At 61.1% G+C, this 21,256-nt stretch carries 18 protein-coding genes; 5 read left to right on the forward strand and 13 right to left on the reverse strand.

Annotated elements, in window-relative coordinates; translation table 11 throughout:
• Positions 1 to 69: 69 nt before the first annotated feature.
• The gene (locus IM739_RS02610) at positions 70 to 2,229 is read right to left on the reverse strand and encodes a TonB-dependent siderophore receptor (protein ID WP_272911328.1); all 2,160 of its coding nucleotides are present in this window, start codon (positions 2,227 to 2,229) and stop codon (positions 70 to 72) included.
• Between the two features lie 180 nt (positions 2,230 to 2,409).
• Entirely contained in the window at positions 2,410 to 3,294 is an 885-nt protein-coding gene (locus IM739_RS02615; RefSeq protein ID WP_237369700.1) for an AraC family transcriptional regulator, read from the reverse strand.
• A gap of 118 nt (positions 3,295 to 3,412) precedes the next feature.
• Between IM739_RS02615 and IM739_RS02620 the strand changes: the two genes are divergently transcribed.
• From IM739_RS02620 to fhuB, 3 genes are read left to right on the forward strand one after another with little or no spacing between them, the layout of a single operon-like run.
• Positions 3,413 to 4,210: an ABC transporter ATP-binding protein gene (locus IM739_RS02620; RefSeq protein ID WP_237369701.1), complete on the forward strand. Its 798-nt coding sequence runs from the start codon at positions 3,413 to 3,415 to the stop codon at positions 4,208 to 4,210.
• A 22-nt stretch (positions 4,211 to 4,232) separates the two neighbouring features.
• On the forward strand, positions 4,233 to 5,114 hold the full coding sequence (locus IM739_RS02625) for an ABC transporter substrate-binding protein (protein ID WP_442981117.1): 882 nt from the start codon (positions 4,233 to 4,235) through the stop codon (positions 5,112 to 5,114).
• Positions 5,111 to 7,078 (forward strand): Fe(3+)-hydroxamate ABC transporter permease FhuB, encoded by a 1,968-nt coding sequence (gene fhuB, locus IM739_RS02630; protein ID WP_237369703.1) that lies wholly within the window; start codon positions 5,111 to 5,113, stop codon positions 7,076 to 7,078. The genes IM739_RS02625 and fhuB overlap by 4 nt, the downstream gene beginning before the upstream one ends.
• Here the strand turns inward: fhuB and fhuF are convergent.
• From fhuF to chvE, 10 genes are all read right to left on the reverse strand, one after another.
• Positions 7,075 to 7,875, reverse strand: a complete 801-nt coding sequence (fhuF, locus tag IM739_RS02635; protein ID WP_237369704.1) for a siderophore-iron reductase FhuF — start codon at positions 7,873 to 7,875, stop codon at positions 7,075 to 7,077. The genes fhuB and fhuF overlap by 4 nt on opposite strands.
• A gap of 234 nt (positions 7,876 to 8,109) precedes the next feature.
• Positions 8,110 to 8,745 carry a 2-dehydro-3-deoxy-6-phosphogalactonate aldolase gene (locus tag IM739_RS02640; protein WP_237369705.1) on the reverse strand — a complete coding sequence of 212 codons (636 nt, stop codon included), beginning with the start codon at positions 8,743 to 8,745 and terminating at the stop codon, positions 8,110 to 8,112.
• Positions 8,746 to 8,749: 4 nt separating this feature from the next.
• A complete protein-coding gene (locus tag IM739_RS02645; protein ID WP_237369706.1) occupies positions 8,750 to 9,679 on the reverse strand; it encodes a 2-dehydro-3-deoxygalactonokinase in 930 nt (309 codons plus the stop codon).
• Between the two features lie 9 nt (positions 9,680 to 9,688).
• A complete protein-coding gene (locus tag IM739_RS02650) occupies positions 9,689 to 11,203 on the reverse strand; it encodes an aldehyde dehydrogenase (NADP(+)) (RefSeq protein ID WP_237369707.1) in 1,515 nt (504 codons plus the stop codon).
• Between the two features lie 28 nt (positions 11,204 to 11,231).
• Positions 11,232 to 12,167 carry a Gfo/Idh/MocA family protein gene (locus tag IM739_RS02655; protein WP_237369708.1) on the reverse strand — a complete coding sequence of 312 codons (936 nt, stop codon included), beginning with the start codon at positions 12,165 to 12,167 and terminating at the stop codon, positions 11,232 to 11,234.
• 73 nt (positions 12,168 to 12,240) lie between these two features.
• A complete protein-coding gene (gene araD / locus IM739_RS02660; protein ID WP_237369709.1) occupies positions 12,241 to 13,986 on the reverse strand; it encodes an L-arabinonate dehydratase in 1,746 nt (581 codons plus the stop codon).
• Positions 13,987 to 14,038: 52 nt separating this feature from the next.
• Complete coding sequence (gene araD1, locus IM739_RS02665; RefSeq protein ID WP_237369710.1) at positions 14,039 to 15,004, reverse strand: AraD1 family protein; 966 nt, start codon at positions 15,002 to 15,004, stop codon at positions 14,039 to 14,041.
• A 10-nt stretch (positions 15,005 to 15,014) separates the two neighbouring features.
• Positions 15,015 to 16,232, reverse strand: a complete 1,218-nt coding sequence (gene mmsB, locus IM739_RS02670; protein ID WP_237369711.1) for a multiple monosaccharide ABC transporter permease — start codon at positions 16,230 to 16,232, stop codon at positions 15,015 to 15,017.
• On the reverse strand, positions 16,232 to 17,767 hold the full coding sequence (gene mmsA, locus IM739_RS02675) for a multiple monosaccharide ABC transporter ATP-binding protein (RefSeq protein ID WP_237369712.1): 1,536 nt from the start codon (positions 17,765 to 17,767) through the stop codon (positions 16,232 to 16,234). The genes mmsB and mmsA overlap by 1 nt, the downstream gene beginning before the upstream one ends.
• A gap of 116 nt (positions 17,768 to 17,883) precedes the next feature.
• Entirely contained in the window at positions 17,884 to 18,951 is a 1,068-nt protein-coding gene (gene chvE, locus IM739_RS02680; RefSeq protein ID WP_237369713.1) for a multiple monosaccharide ABC transporter substrate-binding protein, read from the reverse strand.
• A gap of 170 nt (positions 18,952 to 19,121) precedes the next feature.
• Between chvE and IM739_RS02685 the strand changes: the two genes are divergently transcribed.
• Both IM739_RS02685 and IM739_RS02690 read left to right on the forward strand, forming a co-directional pair.
• A complete protein-coding gene (locus IM739_RS02685) occupies positions 19,122 to 20,072 on the forward strand; it encodes a LysR family transcriptional regulator (protein ID WP_237369714.1) in 951 nt (316 codons plus the stop codon).
• A gap of 99 nt (positions 20,073 to 20,171) precedes the next feature.
• Positions 20,172 to 20,570, forward strand: a complete 399-nt coding sequence (locus IM739_RS02690) for a DUF2794 domain-containing protein (protein WP_237369715.1) — start codon at positions 20,172 to 20,174, stop codon at positions 20,568 to 20,570.
• 63 nt (positions 20,571 to 20,633) lie between these two features.
• Here IM739_RS02690 and IM739_RS02695 read toward each other — a convergent pair whose 3' ends face one another.
• Positions 20,634 to 21,185, reverse strand: a complete 552-nt coding sequence (locus tag IM739_RS02695) for a GNAT family N-acetyltransferase (RefSeq protein WP_237369716.1) — start codon at positions 21,183 to 21,185, stop codon at positions 20,634 to 20,636.
• Between the last annotated feature and the right edge of the window lie 71 nt (positions 21,186 to 21,256).

A 21,256-nucleotide genomic window follows, 5' to 3' on the forward strand; every position in this document is an offset into this window, starting at 1 on the left:
AGACAAAAGGCCGCCGGCGTTTCCGCCGGCGGCCTTTTATGGTGCACAGACTGAGGTGTAGCCCGGTGTTTACCAGGTCTTCGTCAGCTTGAAGGTGATCGTGCGTCCTTCGCCATAGCCGCAGGTCAGCGTGCTCTTGCAGCCTGCGACATATTCCTTGTCGAACAGGTTGTTGACGTTCAGTGACGCACCCCAGCCATCCTTTTCATAACGCAGGGCAAGATCCGTCAGCACGGCATCCGGCACCTTCGAGGTATTCGGCATGTCGGCCCAGGACTCGCCCTGGTAACGAAGGCCGGCGCCGAGGCTCAAGCCTTCCAGGGCGCCTGTCGGCACCGTGTAATCGATCCAGGCGGACGCCAGCACTTCCGGCGTCAGATACGGCGTGCTGCCGATGAGCGAGCCGTTCTGGTCCGCGGTGACTTCCAGTGACTGATAGGTGAAGGAAGCCAGAAGCTTCCAGTCGTCGTTCAGATCGACCTTGCCCTCAAACTCCACCCCGTCGGAGGTGACTTCACCGACCTGGGTCGAGATGCCGAGCGTGGTATCCGTCCAGTTCTGCTTGGTGATATGGAAGACGGAGGCTGTGATCATGCCCGGAAACGCAGTCGGCTCATATTTGAAGCCGCCCTCGACCTGATAACCTTCCTCCGGCTCCAACGCATTGCCCAGCGTCGTGCCGATCACCGGATTGAAGAAAGTCCCCGCGCTCACATAGGGGGTCAGGCCATTGGCGAACTGGTAGGCGAGACCCGCGCGACCGGAAAAGGCGGCATCGTTGGACTTGTAGTCCGCCGTGTAGAGGTGATCGTCGAGCTTCGTATCGATAAGGTCATAACGACCGTTCAGCGTCGCGATCCAGCCGTCACCGAAACGGATCTGGTCCTGGGCATAGAAGCCGAGCTGCTGCAGGGTCAGCGTCTGGTTGAGATAGACGCCATTGGTCGGCTGGGTCACACCGTGAACCGGATTGACGGCCGTCACTGGCGTTGCAAAGGCGAAGGCCTGGACGCTCTCAAGCTGGTAGTGCTTGTAGTCGAGGCCGACCATCAGCTGATGATCGAGCGCTCCCGTTTCGAATTCCCCGTCCAGGCGATTGTCGACAGCGAAGCTATCGACCGCGGTTTCGTGCTCGAAACCATAGCGCTGCAGCTGGGCGTCGGCAGTGACCGGCGCCTGGTAGCTGGAATAGGGATTGGCCGGATCATAGTAGCCGTAGGTGTAAGGTGAGTTCTCGTCCCGCTCGACATGGCCGTAGCGGGCATTCTGCGTCACAGTCCAGCCGCTGTCGAACTCGTGCTCGAATTCGTAGCCGACCATCTGCTGGCGGATCGTGCTGTAGTCGGTGCTCGGCTCGCCATAGTCCACGGTCGGGTCGATCCGGCCGAAGGACGCGTCGACCACGGTGCCGACATAGGGCAGGAAGCCGTTGGTGCCATATTGCTGGTCGAGATAGGAATAGTAGCCGTAGACGTTGAGCTTGGTCGCCTCGTCCGGGCTCCAGGTGATCTGCGGCATGAGCACACCGCGGAATTCGTCGCCAGTCTCAGTATTGCCGCCGTCGATCTTGCCGGTGAGGCGGGTGGAGACACCCTGTTCCTCGAACACATGATTGACATCGAAGTTGAAGAAGGCCGTGCCGTGATTGTTGATGCCGGTTTCCGTGTAGATCCGGTTTTCGTCAAGCGGTCGCTTGCTGATCATGTTGACGATGCCGCCCGGATTGGCGCCGCCGTAGAGCACCGAAGCCGGTCCCTTCAGCACTTCGACACGCTCCAGGAAGAACGGATCCATCTGGAAGCCACCGAATCCGTAGCTCCACAGGTTCAGGCCGTCGAGGAAGACACCCGTCTGTGTCGCGTCAAAACCGCGGATATAGATCCAGTCCGTGTCGCCGTCAGCGCCGAAAGGCTGCGCCAGCACGCCCGAGGTATAGCGCAGGATCTCGTCGACCTTGTTGGTCACGCCGCGGTCCTCGATCTCCTCACGGCCGACAACCGACACCGATTGCGGGATCTCGCTGATCGGGGTCGCAGCCTTGGAGCCGGTGCCGGTCTGGCGTGCGGCATAACCGTCGACCGGACCGGTGGCGGTCTGCTTCTTGCCCTCGACAACGATCGTGGAAAGCTGTGTGCTTTCTTCCTGGGCCTGGACCATAGCCGGCACGCCGACCACAGCCAGGGCAACACTTGCATAGCACGCCCGCGTCAGCGACCGGTAATTTCTCACTGAATCCATCCTACTCACACCTCATCTGGCTGGATCTGGCATCCGCCTCAATTCCGTCAAATAAGATGAGTTTCTATATCAGGTATTATTGTGCCGCTTGTTCGATTCTGCTGTGACTGGATCAATTCTGGACAAACTTTGTGGCAGTGCACACACGGCCGGCGCGCTTCCAGCAGGCGGTCAAGCCGCGTAGGCCTTGCGCCACGCAGACGGCGACAGGCCCGTATGCCGGCGGAACGTACGGGCGAAATGTGCCGGATCGGAAAAACCGGTCTCGGCTGCGACCGTCGTCAGCGACATGTCGCGCCTTGTCAGCAACGCTTTCACCCGATCCATCCGCGCCCGCAATTGCCATTGATGCGGCGGCACGCCGGTACTCGCCTTGAAGGCATGGCTGAAATGCGATTGCGACAAGCCGGCAATCGCCGCAAGTTCCTCCAGCCGGATCGCGCGCAGGCAATTGTGCTCCATGAACGCTGTCACCTTGCGCAACTGCCACGGCGCCAGTCTCGATCGGCTGCGCAGGGCCGGCGGCGCGATTTTCAGCACGTCGATCAGAAGCGCAAGTGTCAGCCCGTCGCCATAGAGATGATGCAGCGGATCAGGTGACGCGCATTCGGCCGCAATCAGATCGGCAAGCGACAGGAGCCGCTGATCCTGCACCAGGAATTTCGGCTCCTCCAGCCGGTCCAGTGGCAGATCCTCGCCAAAGCGGCGCGTGAGGCCATCGACATCAAAATGCAGATCGAGATGCTGGAGAAATTCCATCCCCGACATTTCCGTGCGCAACTCCAGTCCGGCCGGAATGAAGGAGACGGAGCGGCGATAGCAGCCATCGACAAGTGGTCCGCCGATTTCGGCCATGACGAAATTACCCTCGGGCCGCCGACGCGCTGCCAGCACCGCAAACAGTCGCGGGTGCGGCCCCATGTAGTAGCCACCGGCATCAACCGCGCAATCGACGTCCCAGAGATCGACAACCATGCCATCCCAGTAGCGCCGATGAAAATTGCGACGGACGGAAAACCCCTCGGTCCGGGTCTGCATCTGGGGGAGGAAACTCATCTGACCAAACCAACTGCGCCCGAGCGGGCGAACGCATGCGAAAAACAATACTTGAAGCCGTTTATCATATTTAGTAGTCCGACCTCAACACCTGTCACGTCTCAAGGGAGAACGGTCGATGAACCGTCCAGCAACAGACCAACCGGCCGCATTTTCGGCCCGCGACATTGATCTGGAGATTGATGGACGACGGATACTGAATCAGGTCTCCCTAGAATTCGGGAGTGGCGAAATCACCAGCCTGGTCGGGCACAACGGCTCCGGCAAGTCCTCGCTTCTGAAGATCCTTGCACGGCAGAACAAGGCGACGGCGGGCAAGATACTGTGCGCGGGACAGGAACTCGGTGGCCTGTCGACGCGCGACTTTGCCCGGAAGGTTGGTTACCTGCAGCAGGATCTCGGCGCCGGCAGCGGCATGACCGTGCGCGAACTCGTCGCGTGTGGCCGCTATCCCTGGCATGGCGCACTCGGGCGTTTCAGCGACATCGACCGACGCAAGGTCGAGGATGCCCTGGCACTGACCCATATCGAGCCGCTGGCGGATCGCGCCATCGAGACACTGTCGGGCGGCGAGCGCCAGCGTGCCTGGATTGCCATGCTGATGGCTCAGGATACCGAGTGCCTGCTGCTCGATGAGCCGACCTCGGCGCTGGATATCGCCCACCAGATCGAAGTCCTCTCACTCGTACGACGCCTGTCGGCCGATCGCGGCCTGAGCGTGGTGATCGTTCTGCATGACATCAACATGGCGGCGCGTTTTTCCGACCGCATCCATGCCCTGAAGAGCGGTGAAGTGGTGGCCAGCGGCACGCCGGCCGACATCCTGCAGGCGGCGACCTTGTGCCAGATCTACGGCATCGACATGGACGTGACCCCGCATCCGTCCCTCAATGTTCCGATTGCCTATGTCCGCTGATCCGATGCGCCCCATCACCGCCCTGCCCTTCGGCCGCCGTCAGCTGCTGACCGGCATCGCCTCCAGCTTGCTGGCACCGCGCCTTTCCTTCGGTGCCCAGGCACCACAACGGATCATCAGTCTCGACTACGGCCTTGCCTCGACTGCCATGGCGCTCGGCGTGGTGCCCAAGGCCATTGCCGCCGGTGCCGACTGGGACCGATGGGTCATCGAGCCGCCTCTACCGCCGGAGGTCGCCGATCTCGGCTCCCCTTGGGAGGTCAATTTCGAGATCATTTCGGAGTTGAAGCCGGATCTGATCCTGAACACGCCCTATGGCGGAGCCCTGACACCGAGGCTACAGGAAATAGCGCCCGTCCTGCAGCTTGAAGTCTACACGGCCGACGGCGGCGATATTCTGCCGAAAGCTATCGCCGCAACCCGCAAACTCGGTGAAGCACTCGGCCGCAATGCCGAGGCCGCGCAATTCATCCTTGAGGCAGACACGCTTTTCGACAGCTGCCGCCAGCGCATCGCAAAGGTCGGCTCGCGGCCGGTTGCGATGGTCTATTTCATGGATCCGCGCCACGTCCGCATCTACACCTCGCCGGGCCTCTACGCCAATGTCCTGAAACGCATCGGCATGGAAAACGCCTGGACCGCAGAGGGCAATTTCTGGGGGTTTGAGACGATCCCGATCGAAAATCTGGCAACGATCACCGATCCCGAGGCACGCCTGATAGCCTTTGATCCCCTGTTGCCCGACGTCATGCCGATCCTTGAACGAAGCCCCCTATGGCAGACCCTGCCATTCGCCCGGCACGGCCATCTGACCGTCTTGCCCGGGTCGCTGATGTTCGGCATGCTGAATGATGCCATGCGCTTTGCCCGGATCATGACCGACTATGCAGAGGCCAGCGCATGATCAGCCGCTCCAACCTTCTTCCACTGCTCGTCACGCTGCTTCTGCTCGGCATGGCATCGATGCTCGCTTGGATGCAGATCGCCACGACGCTCCAGCTTGCATCGACGGCACCCGACTACGCCATCCGCTGGATGGTTCTGGTCTATTCCACCCTGCCGCGCATGGCGACGGCACTGCTGTGCGGCGCGGCGCTTTCCTTGTCTGGCGCTTTGTTCCAGCAGGTTCTGCGCAATCCGCTGGCCTCGCCGACCACGCTCGGCATATCTGCCGGCGCCAATCTGGCGCTGGTCCTGACCATGCTGTTTTTCCCGGCCCTGCTTGGCGTCGGGCGTGATCTGGCCGCTCTTGTCGGCAGCTCCGCCGCAGCCGGCCTTGTCTTCCTGCTCGGTGCAAGGCGCGGATTTTCTCCCTTCTCGCTGGTCATGGCTGGCCTGGTGGTCAGCCTATGGTGTGGCGGTCTCGCGGCAATCCTGACGCTGCTCAACGAGCGCTATCTGGTCAGTCTCTACATATGGGGCGCAGGTTCGCTGTCGCAGCAAAGCTGGGACACGTCGATCTCGCTGGCGCTGAAACTGCTTGTCATCGGCACCATGGCGGCGCTGATCATCCGGCCGCTGGGGCTGATCGAACTGGGCGAGGCCGGCGCAGCCTCCGTCGGTCTGAGACCGTCCCGCCTGCGCTTCATCGCCGTGACCCTGGCCGTGATGCTTGCAGCCTTCGTCACCAGCGCGGTCGGTGTGATCGGCTTTATCGGCCTCGTTGCCCCGACATTGGCGAGGCTCGTCGGTGCGAGGCGCCCGGCGGCCCTGCTCGCCTGGTCGACCGTCATCGGTGCCAGCCTGCTGTTCTTTGCCGACAGTGCCCTGATGAACCTCGCCGGCGCCTGGTCGGACATGCTGCCGACAGGGGCGGTTACCGCCGTCTTCGGTTCACCTCTCCTGCTTGCCATGTTGCCGCGCCTGAAGATCCGCAACCGGATCATCGAACAACCACGCCTGTCGGGCCCGGGCCTGATCTCGGCGCGATGGGGGCTCTGGATCGCCGGCCTTTGCTGCGTGGCAATCCTGATCGGCGCAATTTTCATTGGCCGCGCCACCAATGGCGATTGGGCGATTGTCTCCCCGGACCTCTGGCAGAGCATTCTGCCGCTGCGCTGGCCGCGGCTGGTCGCCGCCTTTGCCTCAGGCGCTATGCTGGCTGCCGCCGGCACCATCCTGCAGCGCCTGACGGGCAATGAGATGGCAAGCCCCGAAGTCCTCGGCATCAGCGCCGGTGCCACGCTCGGCATCACCATCGCCGTGTTTTTTGTAGCCGTCCCGAGCCTTGCCGGCCAACTCGGTTATGCGGCAATCGGCGCGCTGTCGGTTCTGGCGCTGATCTTCCTGCTCGCCGCGCGCTCTGGCCTCGCCCCGGAACGGGTTCTTCTGGCCGGGATTGCATTGTCGGCCATGGCAGACGCCGTTGTCGGCATACTGGGTGCGACCGGCGATCCGCGCACCGTCTTCCTGATGCGCTGGATGAGCGGTTCGACCTACAACGTCAACCAGCAGATTGCGGTCACTGTTTCCGGCCTCGCCATCCTCCTGGTCGCAGCAAGCCTGCTGCTGAGGCGCTGGCTCGATCTGCTGCCGCTGGGACAGCGCCCGGCAGGCTCCCTCGGCGTGCCGACAAGGGCCGCAAGGCTGGCGCTGCTGTTACTGGCGGGCCTTCTCAGTGCGGCCGCAACACTGAGCGTCGGCCCGCTCACATTCGTCGGCCTGATGGCCCCGCATCTGGCGCGTGAATTCGGTGCCCGGCGCGCGACGAGCCAGCTCGTGGTTGGCAGCCTCGCCGGCGGTGGCTTGATGGTCATGGCGGACTGGATCGGCCGGACGCTGCTCTTTCCCTATGAGGTTCCGGCAGGTCTGGTATCTGCGTTGATCGGAGCACCGTTCCTGATCGTCCTGATGCGGCGCAAAGCCTAGAGCCCGCAGCGGCCCTCGGCCACCGGGCATACCTGGCCGCAGCCGCCGACACCCGGCACGGCATAGCGCAGACAGCAGACGCGGCGCTGGCTGATCACAGAACCATCCGGGCCGGGTTCGAAACGAAGCGTGCGATAAAGCGGGTTGCGCCAGCCATCTGGCCATGAAGCGTCTTCGATCAGGGGCAAAGCCTCGATCTCCAGCGCCTTGTTGCCCAGCCGGCCGATTTCCCGGATCATCCAGTCGATATAGCCGGCGGCACTGGTCCACAGCACTTTCTTGCCGAGCCCGGAATGCGCGGCCACGGCATGGATCCATGGCTCGAGGTGATCGCGGATGACCGGGCTCAGCGCGTCGTGAATGCGGATCCCATTGCCGCTGCGATCCGAAACCGTGCCGATGTCTGCGAGCAGAAAACCCTTCGGCGCGGCTGTCGAAGGATCGATCAGCACCGTCAGTTCATCCAGCGCCAATGGCAAGCTCCGGCGCAGTTCCAGCCATGCGATTGCCGCGCCCATGCCGAGTGCGCTGAGATAATAGAGCGACCAGAGGGAGACCAACGCCCGGCGGTCCGTGCCTTCGGGAAATCGGGCAGCGTAGCGATCGATGACGGCATTGAACCGACCTTCATCAAGCAGATCGGCGCAGGCGATGCTTTCGGTATTGGCCGGCTGGATGAAATGGAAGTAGCCTGACGCATAAACGTAGCGCTCGCCAACCACCGCGCGGAGAAGACTGCCAAGATCCTTCGGCTCTGAGGCTGGGAGCTCGCCCTTGACCGCAAGAGGGCCCTGCACGCAGATCACAGTGGGCGCACCTTTGCAGGGGTCATCTGCCAGCGATGGCCATCGAGGTCTGATATGTGCCGGCTGACCGCTTCCGGGAAAGGCATGACAGCAATGTCTCCAATCATTCGGCCGGCCCACGGGGCCGACTTGCGTCAAATCATTGGCGCAAGCTAATTACCAAACGAAAAGAGTCAACTTTAAATCTGCTGATAGCGATGACTTTGTCCAGCAGCATCTCGGCGATCAGGCCGACAGCGCGTCGTAGGCAGCCACAGACTTGATCGCCCGCTCGGAGATCAGAGCGGCGGCATCGCCCGGCTTGTACAGGCTTGTGCCGAGACCGAAGGCGCGCACGCCGACCTTCCAGTAGTCGGCGAAATTGCTGTCCGACACGCCACCGACGGCACCGATGGGCAAGTTCGGCGGCAGGATCGCCTTGATACCGGCAATGCCCGATGGGCCAAGCGCGCTGGCCGGGAAGAACTTCAGCGCAGCAGCACCGGATTTGGCCGCGAGCAGGGCTTCCGTTGCCGTGAAGACGCCAGGCATAGTCACCATGCCGTGGTGTACGGCGCGGCGAATGACATCCGGCTCGACATTCGGTGTCACCAGCAGGTTGCCGCCGACATCCTTGAGCCGGTCGACCTGGGCGACTTCGAGCACTGTGCCGGCACCGATCAGGCAATTTTCCGGTGCGAGCCGCCGCGCCTTCTCGATCGATACGAAGGCATCGGGCGAATTCAGCGGGACCTCGATCGCCTCGAAGCCGGCCTCGACCAGCGCATCGACAGCCGCTTCGATCGCATCCGGCGTGATCCCGCGCAGAATGGCGACGAGATTGCGTTGGAGGGCTGGCCAGGCAACGACGGAAGCGGTCATGGAACTATTCCTTGAATTCGTGATCGAAAAGAGAAAGGGCAGAGGCGAGCAGGCCGCGGCGCACCAGAAGGCCGCCGTCCAGCATGACGGCCTCGCCACCGGCCTGGGCGATGGCCCGCGCATAGAGACGCGTCAGCTTGCCGGTACCGATCAGATAGGCCTTGCCGTGGCGCTTGAGATCCGTGGCGATTGCCGCAATCTCCGAGCCGATGAGCAGACCTGAAAGGCGAGCCGCCGGACCGGTCTTGCCACCCGCCGACAGAAGACCTTCTGCGCGAATGGAAAACAGCCGTGACGTCAGGGCAAATCCGGGCTCCAGTGCCTGATCGACGGCCTGGTCGAAAATATCGAGATCGGCTTCGGCGTCGCCATCTTCCGGTATGGACAGGCGCAGGATCGATTGCCGGCTGATGAGATTGTAGAGTTCGCCCGTCATCACGGTGGTGAAACGGCTGATCTGGCCATCTTCCACCAGGGCCCATTTGGAATGTGTGCCGGGCAGGCAGATCAGTGCATTCTCGAGACCCTGTTCCAGCGCACCGGCCAGCTGGGTTTCTTCGCCGCGCATCACGTCGAAGGCGCCATCCTTACGCTGGCAGACGCCGGGCAGGATATAGACCGGACGGCTGGCGCCGTCCGGAATGATGGCATGCTGGAACAGGCCGACGAGCGGGGCCGGCGTTTCGACATACGGTGCCTCACGCCATCCGGTGCGCGCACCGGCCATGCCCGCGACAACCACGGGCAGGTCGGGTGATGCGCCGAAGGCCGAGAGATGGCTTTCGAGCACGGCCGGGTAGGCGGAGCGATCCAGACTGCCCATGCCTTCGGCCGATTGCCGTTCGGCCAGAACCTCGCCCTGGCTGTCGACCAGCCAGATGCGGAAGTTACTTGTGCCCCAATCGACCAGTGCTGCGAAAGCTCTACCAGCCATGGTGCGGTCTCAGCGCAGATCTTCAGGCAGCAGGGCTGCCGGAATGTTCTGGTAGCTCACCGGACGCAGGAAGCGACGGATCGCCATGGTCCCGACCGAAGTTGCACCAAAGTTGGTGGTAGCCGGATAAGGACCGCCGTGAACCATGGCATCGCAGACTTCGACGCCGGTCGGGAAGCCGTTGGCCAGAACGCGGCCCGACTTGCGCTCAAGGATCGGCAGCAGCACCTGTGCGGTCGGTACGTCGCCATCATCCATGTGCAGCGTGGTGGTCAGCTGGCCGACGAAGCTCTCGGCAATCTTGACCATCTCGGCCTTGTCCTTGACGGTGACGAGGATGCCGAGCGGACCGAACACTTCTTCGCCAAGAACATGATTGCCGAGCCAGTTTTCACCGGTGGTGGCAAACAGATACGGCTTTGCGTTGCGTAGATCGCAGCTCGAGGTCAGAACCGCCTGCACGCCTTCGGTACCGGCAATACGGTCGGCACCGGCACGGTAGGCATTGGCAATGCCGTCCGTCAGCATGGTCTGGGCATTGGTTGCGGCAAGCGCGGTCTTGGCGGTTTCAAGGAACGCGTCGGCCTCTGTGCCTTCCTCGATGATCGCGATGCCCGGATTGGTGCAGAACTGGCCGGCACCCATGGTCAGCGAACCGGCCCAGCCCTTGGCCAGTGCTTCGCCGCGCGCAGCAACGGCTGCCGGCAGCAGGAACATCGGGTTGACCGAGCCCAGTTCACCGAAGAACGGGATCGGCTCAGGACGACGGACGCAGAGGTCGAACAGCGCGCGACCGCCACCGAGCGAGCCGGTGAAGCCGACGGCACGGGTCAACGGATGCAGGCAGATCGCCTCGCCGGTCTCGCGGTTGCCGCCCTGGACGAGCGAAAACACGCCCGGATGAACGCCGCAACGCTTGATGGCGGCATCGATGGCCTGGCCGACGATTTCCGCTGTGCCGGGATGCGCTTCATGACCCTTGACGACAACCGGGCAACCGGCAGCCAGCGCCGATGCGGTATCGCCGCCGGCGGTCGAAAACGCCAGCGGGAAGTTGGACGCACCAAACACACCAACCGGACCGATCGGGCGCTGCATCAGGCGGATATCCGGACGCGGCAGCGGCTGGCGATCCGGAAGGGCAGCATCAAAGCGGCGGTCGAGATAGTCACCCTTGCGGATATGTTCGGCAAACAGCTTCAACTGACCGGTCGTGCGGCCGCGTTCGCCGATCAGACGGGCTTCCGGCAGGCCGGTTTCCTGGCTGCCGATCTGGGTGATCGCATCGCCACGCGCATCGATTTCCTCGGCGATCGCCTCGAGGAACTTGGCGCGTTCTTCGCGGGAAGAATAACCATAGGTGACGAATGCCTCTTCGGCAGCCTTCATCGCCCGATCAACCAGCGCGGCAGATCCGAGCGAGAAAGTGTGGCTCTCGCCAGATGCGGGATTGGAGGCAAAGGTTCCAGAGCCTTCAACCCATTCGCCGGCAATAAGGTGCTTTCCGGTCAGGTTCAGCGTCATTGGGTAATCCTTTCAATAGAGGTCGAAATTATTCGACAAAGGGCTCGACGATACGGCGTTCGCCTGTGAGGAAGGCGTCTGCGACGAGCCGGAGGGGTTGGAAATCCGCGTCGCTTTGTCGGGTGCGGATGAGGTCGGCAAATCGGTCATAGATGCGGGCATATTCCCGGTCCGGACCTTCGATAGCCTGCTTGCCGTCTATATAGAGTTCCGCGCCGCCTTTTGCGAGGCGCAACATGCCCTGCTCCGTCTCGACGACGATATCCCAGGTCTGCGGGCCTTCCTGGCGCCAGTCGAATTCGGCGGTGATCGGAGCGCCGGCAGCACTCTTCATCGCGAGGCTGGCGGCAATCGGCTGCTGGCGGTTTTCAGGAAAGGCCAGAATGGCTTTCTCGACGATGGTCTGGCCGGGGATGATCGCGGTCAGGATCGACAGGGCATTGATGCCCGGGTCGAACACGCCGAAACCGCCGGCTTCCCAGATCCACGCTTGACCCGGATGCCAGCGACGCACGTCTTCCTTCCAGGTGATCTCGATCTTGCGGATCGTCTTGCCCAGCAGCCATTCACGCGCCGGCTCGACGCCATTGGCAAAGCGGGAATGCCAAGTGGCAAACAGGGTGACGCCGGCGGCATGGGCCAATTCGGCCAGCGCCTGCGCTTCACCGAGCGTGGCTGCGGGCGGCTTTTCCAGCAGCACATCCAGTCCCTCGGCAATGGCCTTCTTGGCCATGTCGAAGCGAACTTCCGGTGGCGTGCACAGCGAGATCGCGCGAATATCGCCACGGGTCTCGAGAAACTTCTCGTAGCTCTCGAAATTTTCCGCGCTGTCGATCTTGCCGTTGCGGCTGATGGCAGCCTTGATGGTGAAATCACCGCCGTTTTCAACCGAGGGAATGTGCTGGTCGCGGGCGATCTTGCCAACGCCGGCCAATGCCAGCGCAATCTTCTGAGAAGAGGTCATAGCCTGCTCATCCTGTAAAGTTCAATGGAATGAAGCGCGCCGGAGGGCGCGCTTCCAAGTTCGGTTCAAGAGATCAATGCGAATCCTTGCCGACGGCAGATCCGCGACACCCCTTGAGGAAGTCGAAGTCGGCGCCGGTATCGGCCCCTTCGACATGATCATGGAACATGCGGGCATAACCGCTGGTCGGCGGCTCGACCGACGGACGCCAGTCGGCCAGGCGGCGCTGCATTTCCTCTTCCGAAATGTCGAGGTGAACGCGACGGGCTTCGACATCGATCTCGATAAAATCGCCGTTGCGTACGATCGCCAGCGGACCGCCACGCGCCGCTTCCGGCGATGTATGCAGGAGAACCGTTCCATAGGCCGTACCGGACATGCGCGCATCCGAGATGCGGACCATGTCGGTGATGCCCTTGCGCAGAACCTTCGGCGGCAGGCCCATGTTGCCGACTTCGGCCATGCCCGGATAACCGCGCGGGCCACAGTTCTTCAGAACCATGACGCAGGTTTCGTCGATATCGAGCGCCTCATCGTTGATCTTCGCCTTGTAGTCGTCGATGTCTTCGAAGACGACGGCGCGGCCGCGATGCTTCAACAGATGTTCGGAGGCTGCCGACGGCTTCAGAACGCAGCCCTTCGGCGCGAGATTGCCGCGCAGGACTGCAATACCGCCCTGCTGGGTCAACGCCTTTTCGACCGGCAGAATGACATCCTCATTCCAGTTGCGAACGTCCTTGACCTCTTCCCAGATCGTCGTGCCCGAAACGGTCAGCGCATCCTTGTGCAGCTTGCCGGCTTCGCCGAGACGCTGGAGCACGACCGGCAGGCCACCGGCGTAAAAGAACTCTTCCATCAGGTATTTGCCCGACGGCATCAGGTTGACGATCGTCGGAATGTCGCGACCACAGCGATCCCAGTCGTCGAGCGTCAGGTCGATTCCGACGCGGCCGGCCATGGCAAGAAGATGGACGACGGCATTGGTCGAGCCACCAATCGCGCCATTGGTGCGGATGGCATTTTCGAAGGCTTCCTTGGTCAGGATGTCGGAGGGCTTCAGGTCGTCCTTGACCATCTGCACGATGCGGCGACCCGAAAGCTGCGCCATGACGCGGCGACGGCTGTCGACGGCCGGGATCGCAGCATTGCCGGACAACGCCATGCCGAGCGATTCGATCATCGAGGCCATGGTCGAGGCGGTACCCATGGTGTTGCAGGTACCGGTCGAGCGCGACATCGAGGCTTCAGCCTCGAGGAACTCCTCCTGGGTCATCTCGCCCGCCTTGACGGCTTCGGAGAACTTCCACAAATGCGTGCCGGAACCGACGCGTTCACCGCGGAAATAACCGTTCAGCATCGGGCCGCCGGTGACCATGATGGTCGGGATATCGGTCGAGGCGGCGCCCATCAAAAGCGATGGCGTTGTCTTGTCACAACCGACCAGCAGCACGGCACCGTCGATCGGCTGGCCACGCATGGCTTCCTCGACGGCGAGTGCTGCAAGGTTGCGGTACATCATCGCCGTCGGGCGGAAGGTGTTTTCCGAGGCCGAGAAAACCGGCACTTCGACCGGAAAACCACCGGCTTCCCAGATGCCCGCCTTCACCTTTTCCGCGAGTTCGCGCAGATGGCCGTTGCAGGGCGTAAGATCGGACCAGGTGTTCATGATGCCGATCACCGGACGACCATCGAACAGGTCGTGCGGATAGCCCTGGTTCTTCATCCAGCCACGGTGATAAATCGTATCGCGGGACGTGCCGCCATACCAATGCTGTGACCTGAGTTGGCGCGGCCATGCCGCTGGCTTGAAATTGCTCATGACGTTTCTCTGTCTCTATCTGGGAGCCCGGCGCGGAACGCGCCAGCAAGGCTCAGAGCATCTTGATGGCAACCGTTTCCTTGGCTGCAACGACAAGCTTGTTGCGCAGCGGAAGGCCGAATTGCGGAGCGTCGATCTCGAAGACGTCGCCTTCCCGCGTGACGAAGCCGTCCGCAACGGAGAGCGTTGCCGTGCCGTACATATGCACGTGCAGATCGCCCGGCTGGCAGAACAGCGCATACTTAAAATGGTGATATTCCAAGTTTGCGATCGTGTGGGACATATTGGCTTCCCCAGAGAGGAAAGGCTTTTCCCACACAGTCTTGCCGTCGCGCAGAATGCGAGACATGCCTTCGACGTGATCGGGCAGGGCGCCGACCAGAAGCTCCGGGCTAAACGACGCGGGCCGCAGCTTGGAATGGGCAAGGTAGAGGTAGTTGATCTTTTCCGTCACATGGTCGGAAAACTCGTTGGCAACGGAAAAGCCGAGGCGGTAGGCCACGCCATCGTCACCGATGATGTAGAAGCCTGCGAGTTCCGGCTCTTCGCCACCATCCAGCGCAAAAGACGGCGAAACCAGATCGTCGCCATGGGCGACCGCATTGAAGCCGTTACCCTTGTAGAACCATTCCGGCTGGACGCCGTTTTCGCCAGGCTTGGGTTTTCCGCCTTCGATACCCATACGGAACATCTTCATCGAGTCGCTCATGCCGGCCGTATCGGCGTGCATGCTGTCGCGTGCCGAGGCGGAACCCGTGTGGGTCAGGCCGGTACCGGTCAGGTACATATGAGCCGCATCCGGATGGCGCACCGGACAATCCAGCTTGCCGGAGGCCGCGAGCGCGACGATATCCACGGTGTCGCCGAGACCCTGACGCTCGATCAGCGCCGAGACGGGCACCTTGGAGGCGATGGCGGCCTTGGCGAGTTCGTAGGTGGACTGAAAGCCAGGAACCAGGCGTGCAGCGTCACCCTGGCGGCAAATGACGCCGCCAGTCTTCAATTGCGAGAGAAACATAGCCTTATCCTTAGACTGCTTTGTTCTTGTTGTAGACGTCGAAATACACGGCTGCGAGAAGCACCAGGCCCTTGACCAGCTGCTGATAGTCGATGCCGAGACCCATGATCGACATGCCGTTGTTCATCACACCCATGATAAAGGCGCCGATGACGGCACCGGTGATCTTGCCAACGCCGCCGGACGCCGAGGCACCGCCGATGAAGCAGGCCGCGATGACGTCGAGTTCGAAGCCGACGCCGGCTTTCGGCGTCGCCGAATTCAGGCGGGCCGCGATGATCATGCCGGCAAGCGCAGCCAACACACCCATGTTGACGAAGGTGTAGAAAGTCAGGCGTTCGGTATTGATGCCCGAAAGCTTGGCCGCCTTCTCGTTGCCACCCAGCGCGAAGATGCGGCGACCGATGGTCGAACGGGTTGTGACGAAGGTATAGAGCGCAATCAGCACCGCCATGATGACCAGCACGTTCGGCAGGCCCTTGTATGTTGCAAGCTGGTAGCCGAGGAAAATCGCGACAGCGGCGGTTACGCCGAGTTGCAGCACGAAGAACAGCATCGGTTCGTTTTCAGAGCCATGCTTTTCGTTGAGGGCGCGCGTACGGAAACCATTGTAGATCATCCAGCCGACCGCGAGCAGCACGACAACCAGTGCCGTCCAGTTCTTGATCGTGTCCGTGGCAGGATCGCTCGACAGGAACCAGAGAAGGTCCGGAACGAAACCGGTCGAAAGCGACTGGAAGTCCTTGGGGAACGGGCCGATAGGGCGGTTCTGCAGGACCAGATAGGTGACGCCGCGAAACACCAGCATGCCTGCCAGGGTCACGATGAAGGCCGGGATCTTCTGATAAGCGACCCAATAACCCTGCGCCGCGCCGATCAGGCCGCCGAGTACGAGACATAGCGGAATGACGATGGCGTAATGCACGCCCAGTTTCACCAGAAGAATGGCCGACAGCGCCCCGACCAACGCCACGATCGATCCGACAGACAGGTCGATGTGGCCCGCAACGATGATCAGCAGCATGCCAAGCGCCATGATGACGATGAACGAATTCTGCAGGATGAGGTTGGTAATGTTGACCGGACGCAGCAGAACGCCACCCGTCAGCACCTGGAAGAACAGCATGATGACGACGAGCGCCAGCAGAAGCCCGTATTCACGGATATTCTTGCGCAGGTAGTCACCAACGGAAACTTTGGGGGTTTCGATTTTTGTATCAGTAGCCATTAGTGTTTCTCCCCAGAGCGCATGATGGCACGCATGATGGACTCCTGACTTGCCTCTTCCTTCGAAAGCTCGGCAACGATGCGTCCCTCGTTCATCACATAGATGCGGTCGCAGGTGCCGAGCAGCTCGGGCATTTCCGATGAGATCATCAGGATACCCTTACCTTCGGCGGCAAGCTGGTTGATGATGGTGTAGATTTCGAATTTCGCGCCAACGTCGATGCCGCGGGTCGGTTCATCGAGGATCAGAACCTCGGGATTGGTGAACAGCCACTTCGACAAAACGACTTTCTGCTGGTTTCCGCCCGACAGATTGACGGCTTCCTGGTAGATCGAATGCGAACGGATACGCAGCTTCTTCCGGTAATCGGAAGCAACCTGCGCTTCCTTGTGCTCGTCGATGACGCCGGCCGATGCCACCGCATTGAGGTTGGCGAGCGTCGTGTTGTCCTTGATGTTGTTGTTCAACACCAGGCCAAGATGCTTGCGATCTTCGGTAACGTAAGCAAGTCCTGCGGCAATCGCCTTCGGGATCGTGCTGACATCGACCGGCTTGCCATGCATCGAGACGTCGCCGGTAATCTTGTGGCCCCAGGCCTTGCCGAAAATGCTCATGGCGGTTTCGGTGCGACCGGCGCCCATCAGGCCTGCGATACCGACGACTTCGCCGGCACGTACCGTGAAGTTGACGTCATGCAGGAACTGCCGGTCGCGATGGTTCTGGTGAAAGACGTTCCAGTTCTTCACTTCAAGCAGCGTCTTGCCGATATTCGGCGTGCGCGGCGGATAGCGGTCTTCCATATCGCGGCCGACCATGCCCTTGATGATCCGGTCCTCGCCGATATCCTGGGTATGACAGTCGAGCGTCTCGACCGTGCCGCCATCGCGCAGGATGGTGATCTGGTCGGCAACCTTTCGGATCTCGTTGAGCTTGTGCGAGATGATGATCGAGGTCATTCCCTGCTTGCGGAATTCCATCAGCAGGGTGAGCAGCGCGTCCGAATCCGTTTCGTTGAGCGATGCGGTCGGCTCGTCGAGAATGAGAAGGCGAACCTTCTTCGACAGCGCCTTGGCGATTTCAACCAGCTGCTGCTTTCCGACGCCGATGTCGGTGATGCGCGTGCTCGGCGAATCCTTGAGCCCAACTTTCTCCAGCAGCGTCTTGGTGCGCGCGAAGGTCTCGGGCCATTTGATCACGCCATTGGTAGCGACTTCATTGCCGAGGAAGATGTTTTCGGCAATCGACAGGAGCGGCACCAGCGCCAGCTCCTGGTGGATGATGATGATACCCAGATGCTCGCTGTCGGAGATCGTGGAAAAACGGCGAACCTCTCCGTCGAAATGGATGTCGCCTTCGTATGTGCCGGCGGGGTATACGCCACTCAGCACCTTCATGAGTGTGGATTTGCCGGCTCCGTTTTCGCCGACGAGCGCGTGGATCTCTCCCTCGCGCACCTTGAAACTGACGTTGTTCAGCGCCTTGACGCCTGGAAACGTCTTGGTGATGCCACGCATCTCGAGAATGATGTTATCCATGTGCAGATTCCAGCGCCTGCTCGACGACGATCACGTCAGGTCGGCGGCGCGAGCTCCTTCAATGCGAAAGAAAAAGGGTCCGCGACGTGGCCGCGGACCCGTATGTATCCGAACGATTAGTTGTCGATCTGCTCGGCAGTGTAGTAGCCGGAGGTAACCATGACGTCCTTGATGTTGGACTTGTCGACGGCAACCGGCTTCAGCAGGTACGACGGAACAACCTTGACGCCATTGTTGTAGGTCTTGGTGTCGTTCACTTCCGGTTCCTTGCCACCCATGATGGCGTCAACCATCGCAACGGTGACCTTGGCCAGTTCGCGCGTGTCCTTGAACACGGTCGAGTACTGTTCGTCAGCGAGGATCGACTTGACCGACGGCAGTTCGGCGTCCTGGCCGGTGACGACCGGCATCGGCATGTCGCCGGAACCGTAGCCAACGCCCTTCAGAGCCGAGATGATGCCGATGGACAGACCATCGTAAGGCGACAGAACGCCATCAACCTTGGCATCGGTGTAGGTCGAGGAGAGCAGGTTTTCCATGCGAGCCTGGGCGACGGTGCCGTCCCAACGCAGGGTACCGACCTGGTCCATGCCCATCTGGCCGGACTTCACCACGATCTTGCCCGAGTCGATCAGCGGCTGCAGGACCGACATAGCGCCATCATAGAAGAAGAAAGCGTTGTTGTCGTCCGGCGAACCACCGAACAGCTCGACATTCTTCGGCTCGGTAGCAGCGTCAAGCTTCAGACCTTCGACGAGCGAAGTGGCCTGCAGAACGCCAACCTGGAAGTTGTCGAAGGTTGCGTAGTAGTCGACATTGCCGGAGTCGCGGATCAGGCGGTCATAGGCGATAACCTTGACGCCGGCATCAGCAGCCTTCTGCAGGATGTCCGACAGCGTGGTGCCGTCGATAGCGCCGATAACAAGAACCTTGGCACCCTTGGTGACCATGTTTTCGATCTGAGCGAGCTGGTTCGGGATATCGTCGTCAGCAAACTGCAGGTCGGCCGTATAGCCGGCTTCCTTGAACAGCTTTTCCATGGTCTCGCCGTCGGAAATCCAACGGGTCGAGGTCTTGGTAGGCATGGAAATGCCGACGGTGCCCTTGTCCTGTGCAAAAGTGATAGGTGCAAAAGATGCGATACCGATTGCGACAGACGCAATCAGAGTGCCTAATTTCTTCATGGTAACCTCCCTGGTCATACCGTGCGCGACCAAGTCCTCCTGGCCACGCTGAAATCATGGACGGGTGACCGACGCGGCGGACCCCAGCTCCGTCGCGAGTCTTATCGCGTGCCACATATCGATCAAATGATTATTTTGACTTTGTGCATATCGTGGTTGATATGTTGTTTATGTCTGAAGCACGTATTGATCGTTTGCAACCCAAACATTTGAGCCTGATCCGCTCCATCTCGGAACTGGGGCAACTCAGCCTTGCGGCGCAAGCACTTGCGCTGACGCAACCGGCTGCTTCGCGGATGCTGAGCGAAATCGAGCGCGATGTCGGGTCAGCGATCTTCACGCGGACCCCGAAAGGCATGGAGCCGACGGCCGTGGGAAGCGCGCTGGCGCGCCGCGCCCAGAACGTGCTTGAAGAAATGCGCGAGGCGGCCCGCGAGATCGACGCGATACGACGGGGCCTGACCGGCAAGGTCCGTGTCGGTGCAGTCACCGGTGGCGCGGTCGGCTACGTCGTTCCGGCCATCCAGCAGCTGAAAGCCGAAGCTGAAACCGCCGATCTTTACGTTGACGTGGCATCAAGCGGCGAATTGATCCGAGATCTGCTGTCCGGCCAGTATGATTTTGTCCTTGGACGGATCCCGAGCGGCGTCGATGCACGGCAGTTCAATCTTGAGGGCGGCATGATGGAGGAGGTGGAGCTTGTGGTCCATCAAAGCCATCCGCTGGTCAATGTGGATTTGCTCACCGTGGCCGACATGGCGCATTTTCCATGGGTCATGCAGGCGCCTGGTGCACCCTTGCGCCAGGCCGTGGAAAGCGTCTTCGTCGAACAGGGCGCGCCAATTCCCTCCAACATCGTCAACACGACCTCGCTTCTCGTCATGATTGCCATGTTGGCTGCGTCCAATGCGATCGCGCCAATGTCGCGCGAAGTCTCCGACCTTCTCTGTCGTCAGACAGCGACAGCGGGGCTGTATTCGCTGAAACTCGAAACGCCGATCGTGGTCATGCCTTATCACCTGATCACCGTAGCCGGCAAACGCCTGTCACCGATCGCCGCGCGTCTGCGCGACCTGCTGCTCGCCGAATTCAATGCACGTGGCAAGCTGCGCGGCTTCTGACCGGTTCACGGGCTGCACGCCGGCTGAAATGCTTGCATTTTCGCCCATGTCAGGCACACTGTCACTCATCCGTCATGAATGAGAGCTCGAGGAGCATTGATGACCGACCAGCCGGAAGGGCAGCGCCAGGATCCTGATGGCGCGGATCAAAGGCTCGCAAGCGTGGTGGATTTGGGGACCTATCGCCAGGCGGTCGACCCTCTTCCCGTGACCTTCCACCGACGAGAACTCGACGCCATCCTGTGGATCTATGGACGTATGGTGGGCGAGGGTGAATGGCGCGACTATGCCATCGACCACCTCAGGGACAGGGCGGTCTTCTCCGTGTTCAAGCGATCCGGTGAATATCCGCTCTACCGGATCGAGAAGAATCCCAAACTTGCGGCCAAGCAGGGCGCGTTCTGCGTCGTCGGCACCGATGGTCGCATTCTCAAGCGTGGCCATGATCTGAAGTCGGTTTTGAGGGTGTTCGACAAAAGCCTGAAAGCGATCGAGTAAGGTCTGTGGCACAGCCGCCGTTGCCTTCAGGCGGACCGCCGAAAATTCCATCTGGAAATTCCACTAGATCATGGAGCCGGGATAGGCTCCGAGATCGGGCAGGGTAGCATTTCCGTCACCCAGCGGCCGTTGCATGAAGACGGTATCCAACCAGGTGCCATGCTTGAACCCCGTACCGGTCAGGCGACCGGCGTGATCAAAGCCGCAACTGCTGTGGACTGCAATCGAGGCCGGGCTGGCACCGCCGACGACCGCGACCATCTGACGGAAACCCAGCGATGTGCAGCGAAGGATCAGCTCATTGAGCAGCGCCTTGCCGATCCCCATGCCACGCGCTTCCGGCGCGAGATAAATCGAATCCTCGACGAGCCACCGATAGGCGGGCCGGGTGCGGAATGCCGACGCATAGGCATAGCCAAGCAGGGTTGCATCTTCGGAAACAGCCGCGATGTAGGGATAACCCTTGTCGACGATCGCCTGATAGCGCCGGGTCATCTCGGCCACATCGGGTGCCGCGAGTTCGTAGCTGGCGCTGCCGTGGTTTACCGCTTCGCCATAAATGGCGGTGATCGCTGCAATATCGGCAAGGGTCGCATCACGGACATCGACAGCCATCAACAAAGCTCCTTTGAATCTGGCTCCTTTTTCCATGGAGCGAACCATGTCGCAATATCCCACTTGTCACG

The organism is Rhizobium sp. SL42, from assembly GCF_021729845.1.
Classification (GTDB): Bacteria; Pseudomonadota; Alphaproteobacteria; order Rhizobiales; family Rhizobiaceae; genus Allorhizobium.

Bases quoted from the DNA above. Each gene is read 5' to 3' on its own strand.
- IM739_RS02615 (WP_237369700.1), bottom strand. From the start codon at position 3,294: ATGAGTTTCCTCCCCCAGATGCAGACCCGGACCGAGGGGTTTTCCGTC.
- IM739_RS02620 (WP_237369701.1), top strand. From the start codon at position 3,413: ATGAACCGTCCAGCAACAGACCAACCGGCCGCATTTTCGGCCCGCGAC.
- fhuB (WP_237369703.1), top strand. From the start codon at position 5,111: ATGATCAGCCGCTCCAACCTTCTTCCACTGCTCGTCACGCTGCTTCTG.
- IM739_RS02640 (WP_237369705.1), bottom strand. From the start codon at position 8,745: ATGACCGCTTCCGTCGTTGCCTGGCCAGCCCTCCAACGCAATCTCGTC.
- IM739_RS02645 (WP_237369706.1), bottom strand. From the start codon at position 9,679: ATGGCTGGTAGAGCTTTCGCAGCACTGGTCGATTGGGGCACAAGTAAC.
- IM739_RS02650 (WP_237369707.1), bottom strand. From the start codon at position 11,203: ATGACGCTGAACCTGACCGGAAAGCACCTTATTGCCGGCGAATGGGTT.
- IM739_RS02655 (WP_237369708.1), bottom strand. From the start codon at position 12,167: ATGACCTCTTCTCAGAAGATTGCGCTGGCATTGGCCGGCGTTGGCAAG.
- araD (WP_237369709.1), bottom strand. From the start codon at position 13,986: ATGAGCAATTTCAAGCCAGCGGCATGGCCGCGCCAACTCAGGTCACAG.
- araD1 (WP_237369710.1), bottom strand. From the start codon at position 15,004: ATGTTTCTCTCGCAATTGAAGACTGGCGGCGTCATTTGCCGCCAGGGT.
- mmsB (WP_237369711.1), bottom strand. From the start codon at position 16,232: ATGGCTACTGATACAAAAATCGAAACCCCCAAAGTTTCCGTTGGTGAC.
- mmsA (WP_237369712.1), bottom strand. From the start codon at position 17,767: ATGGATAACATCATTCTCGAGATGCGTGGCATCACCAAGACGTTTCCA.
- chvE (WP_237369713.1), bottom strand. From the start codon at position 18,951: ATGAAGAAATTAGGCACTCTGATTGCGTCTGTCGCAATCGGTATCGCA.
- IM739_RS02685 (WP_237369714.1), top strand. From the start codon at position 19,122: ATGTCTGAAGCACGTATTGATCGTTTGCAACCCAAACATTTGAGCCTG.
- IM739_RS02690 (WP_237369715.1), top strand. From the start codon at position 20,172: ATGACCGACCAGCCGGAAGGGCAGCGCCAGGATCCTGATGGCGCGGAT.
- IM739_RS02695 (WP_237369716.1), bottom strand. From the start codon at position 21,185: ATGGCTGTCGATGTCCGTGATGCGACCCTTGCCGATATTGCAGCGATC.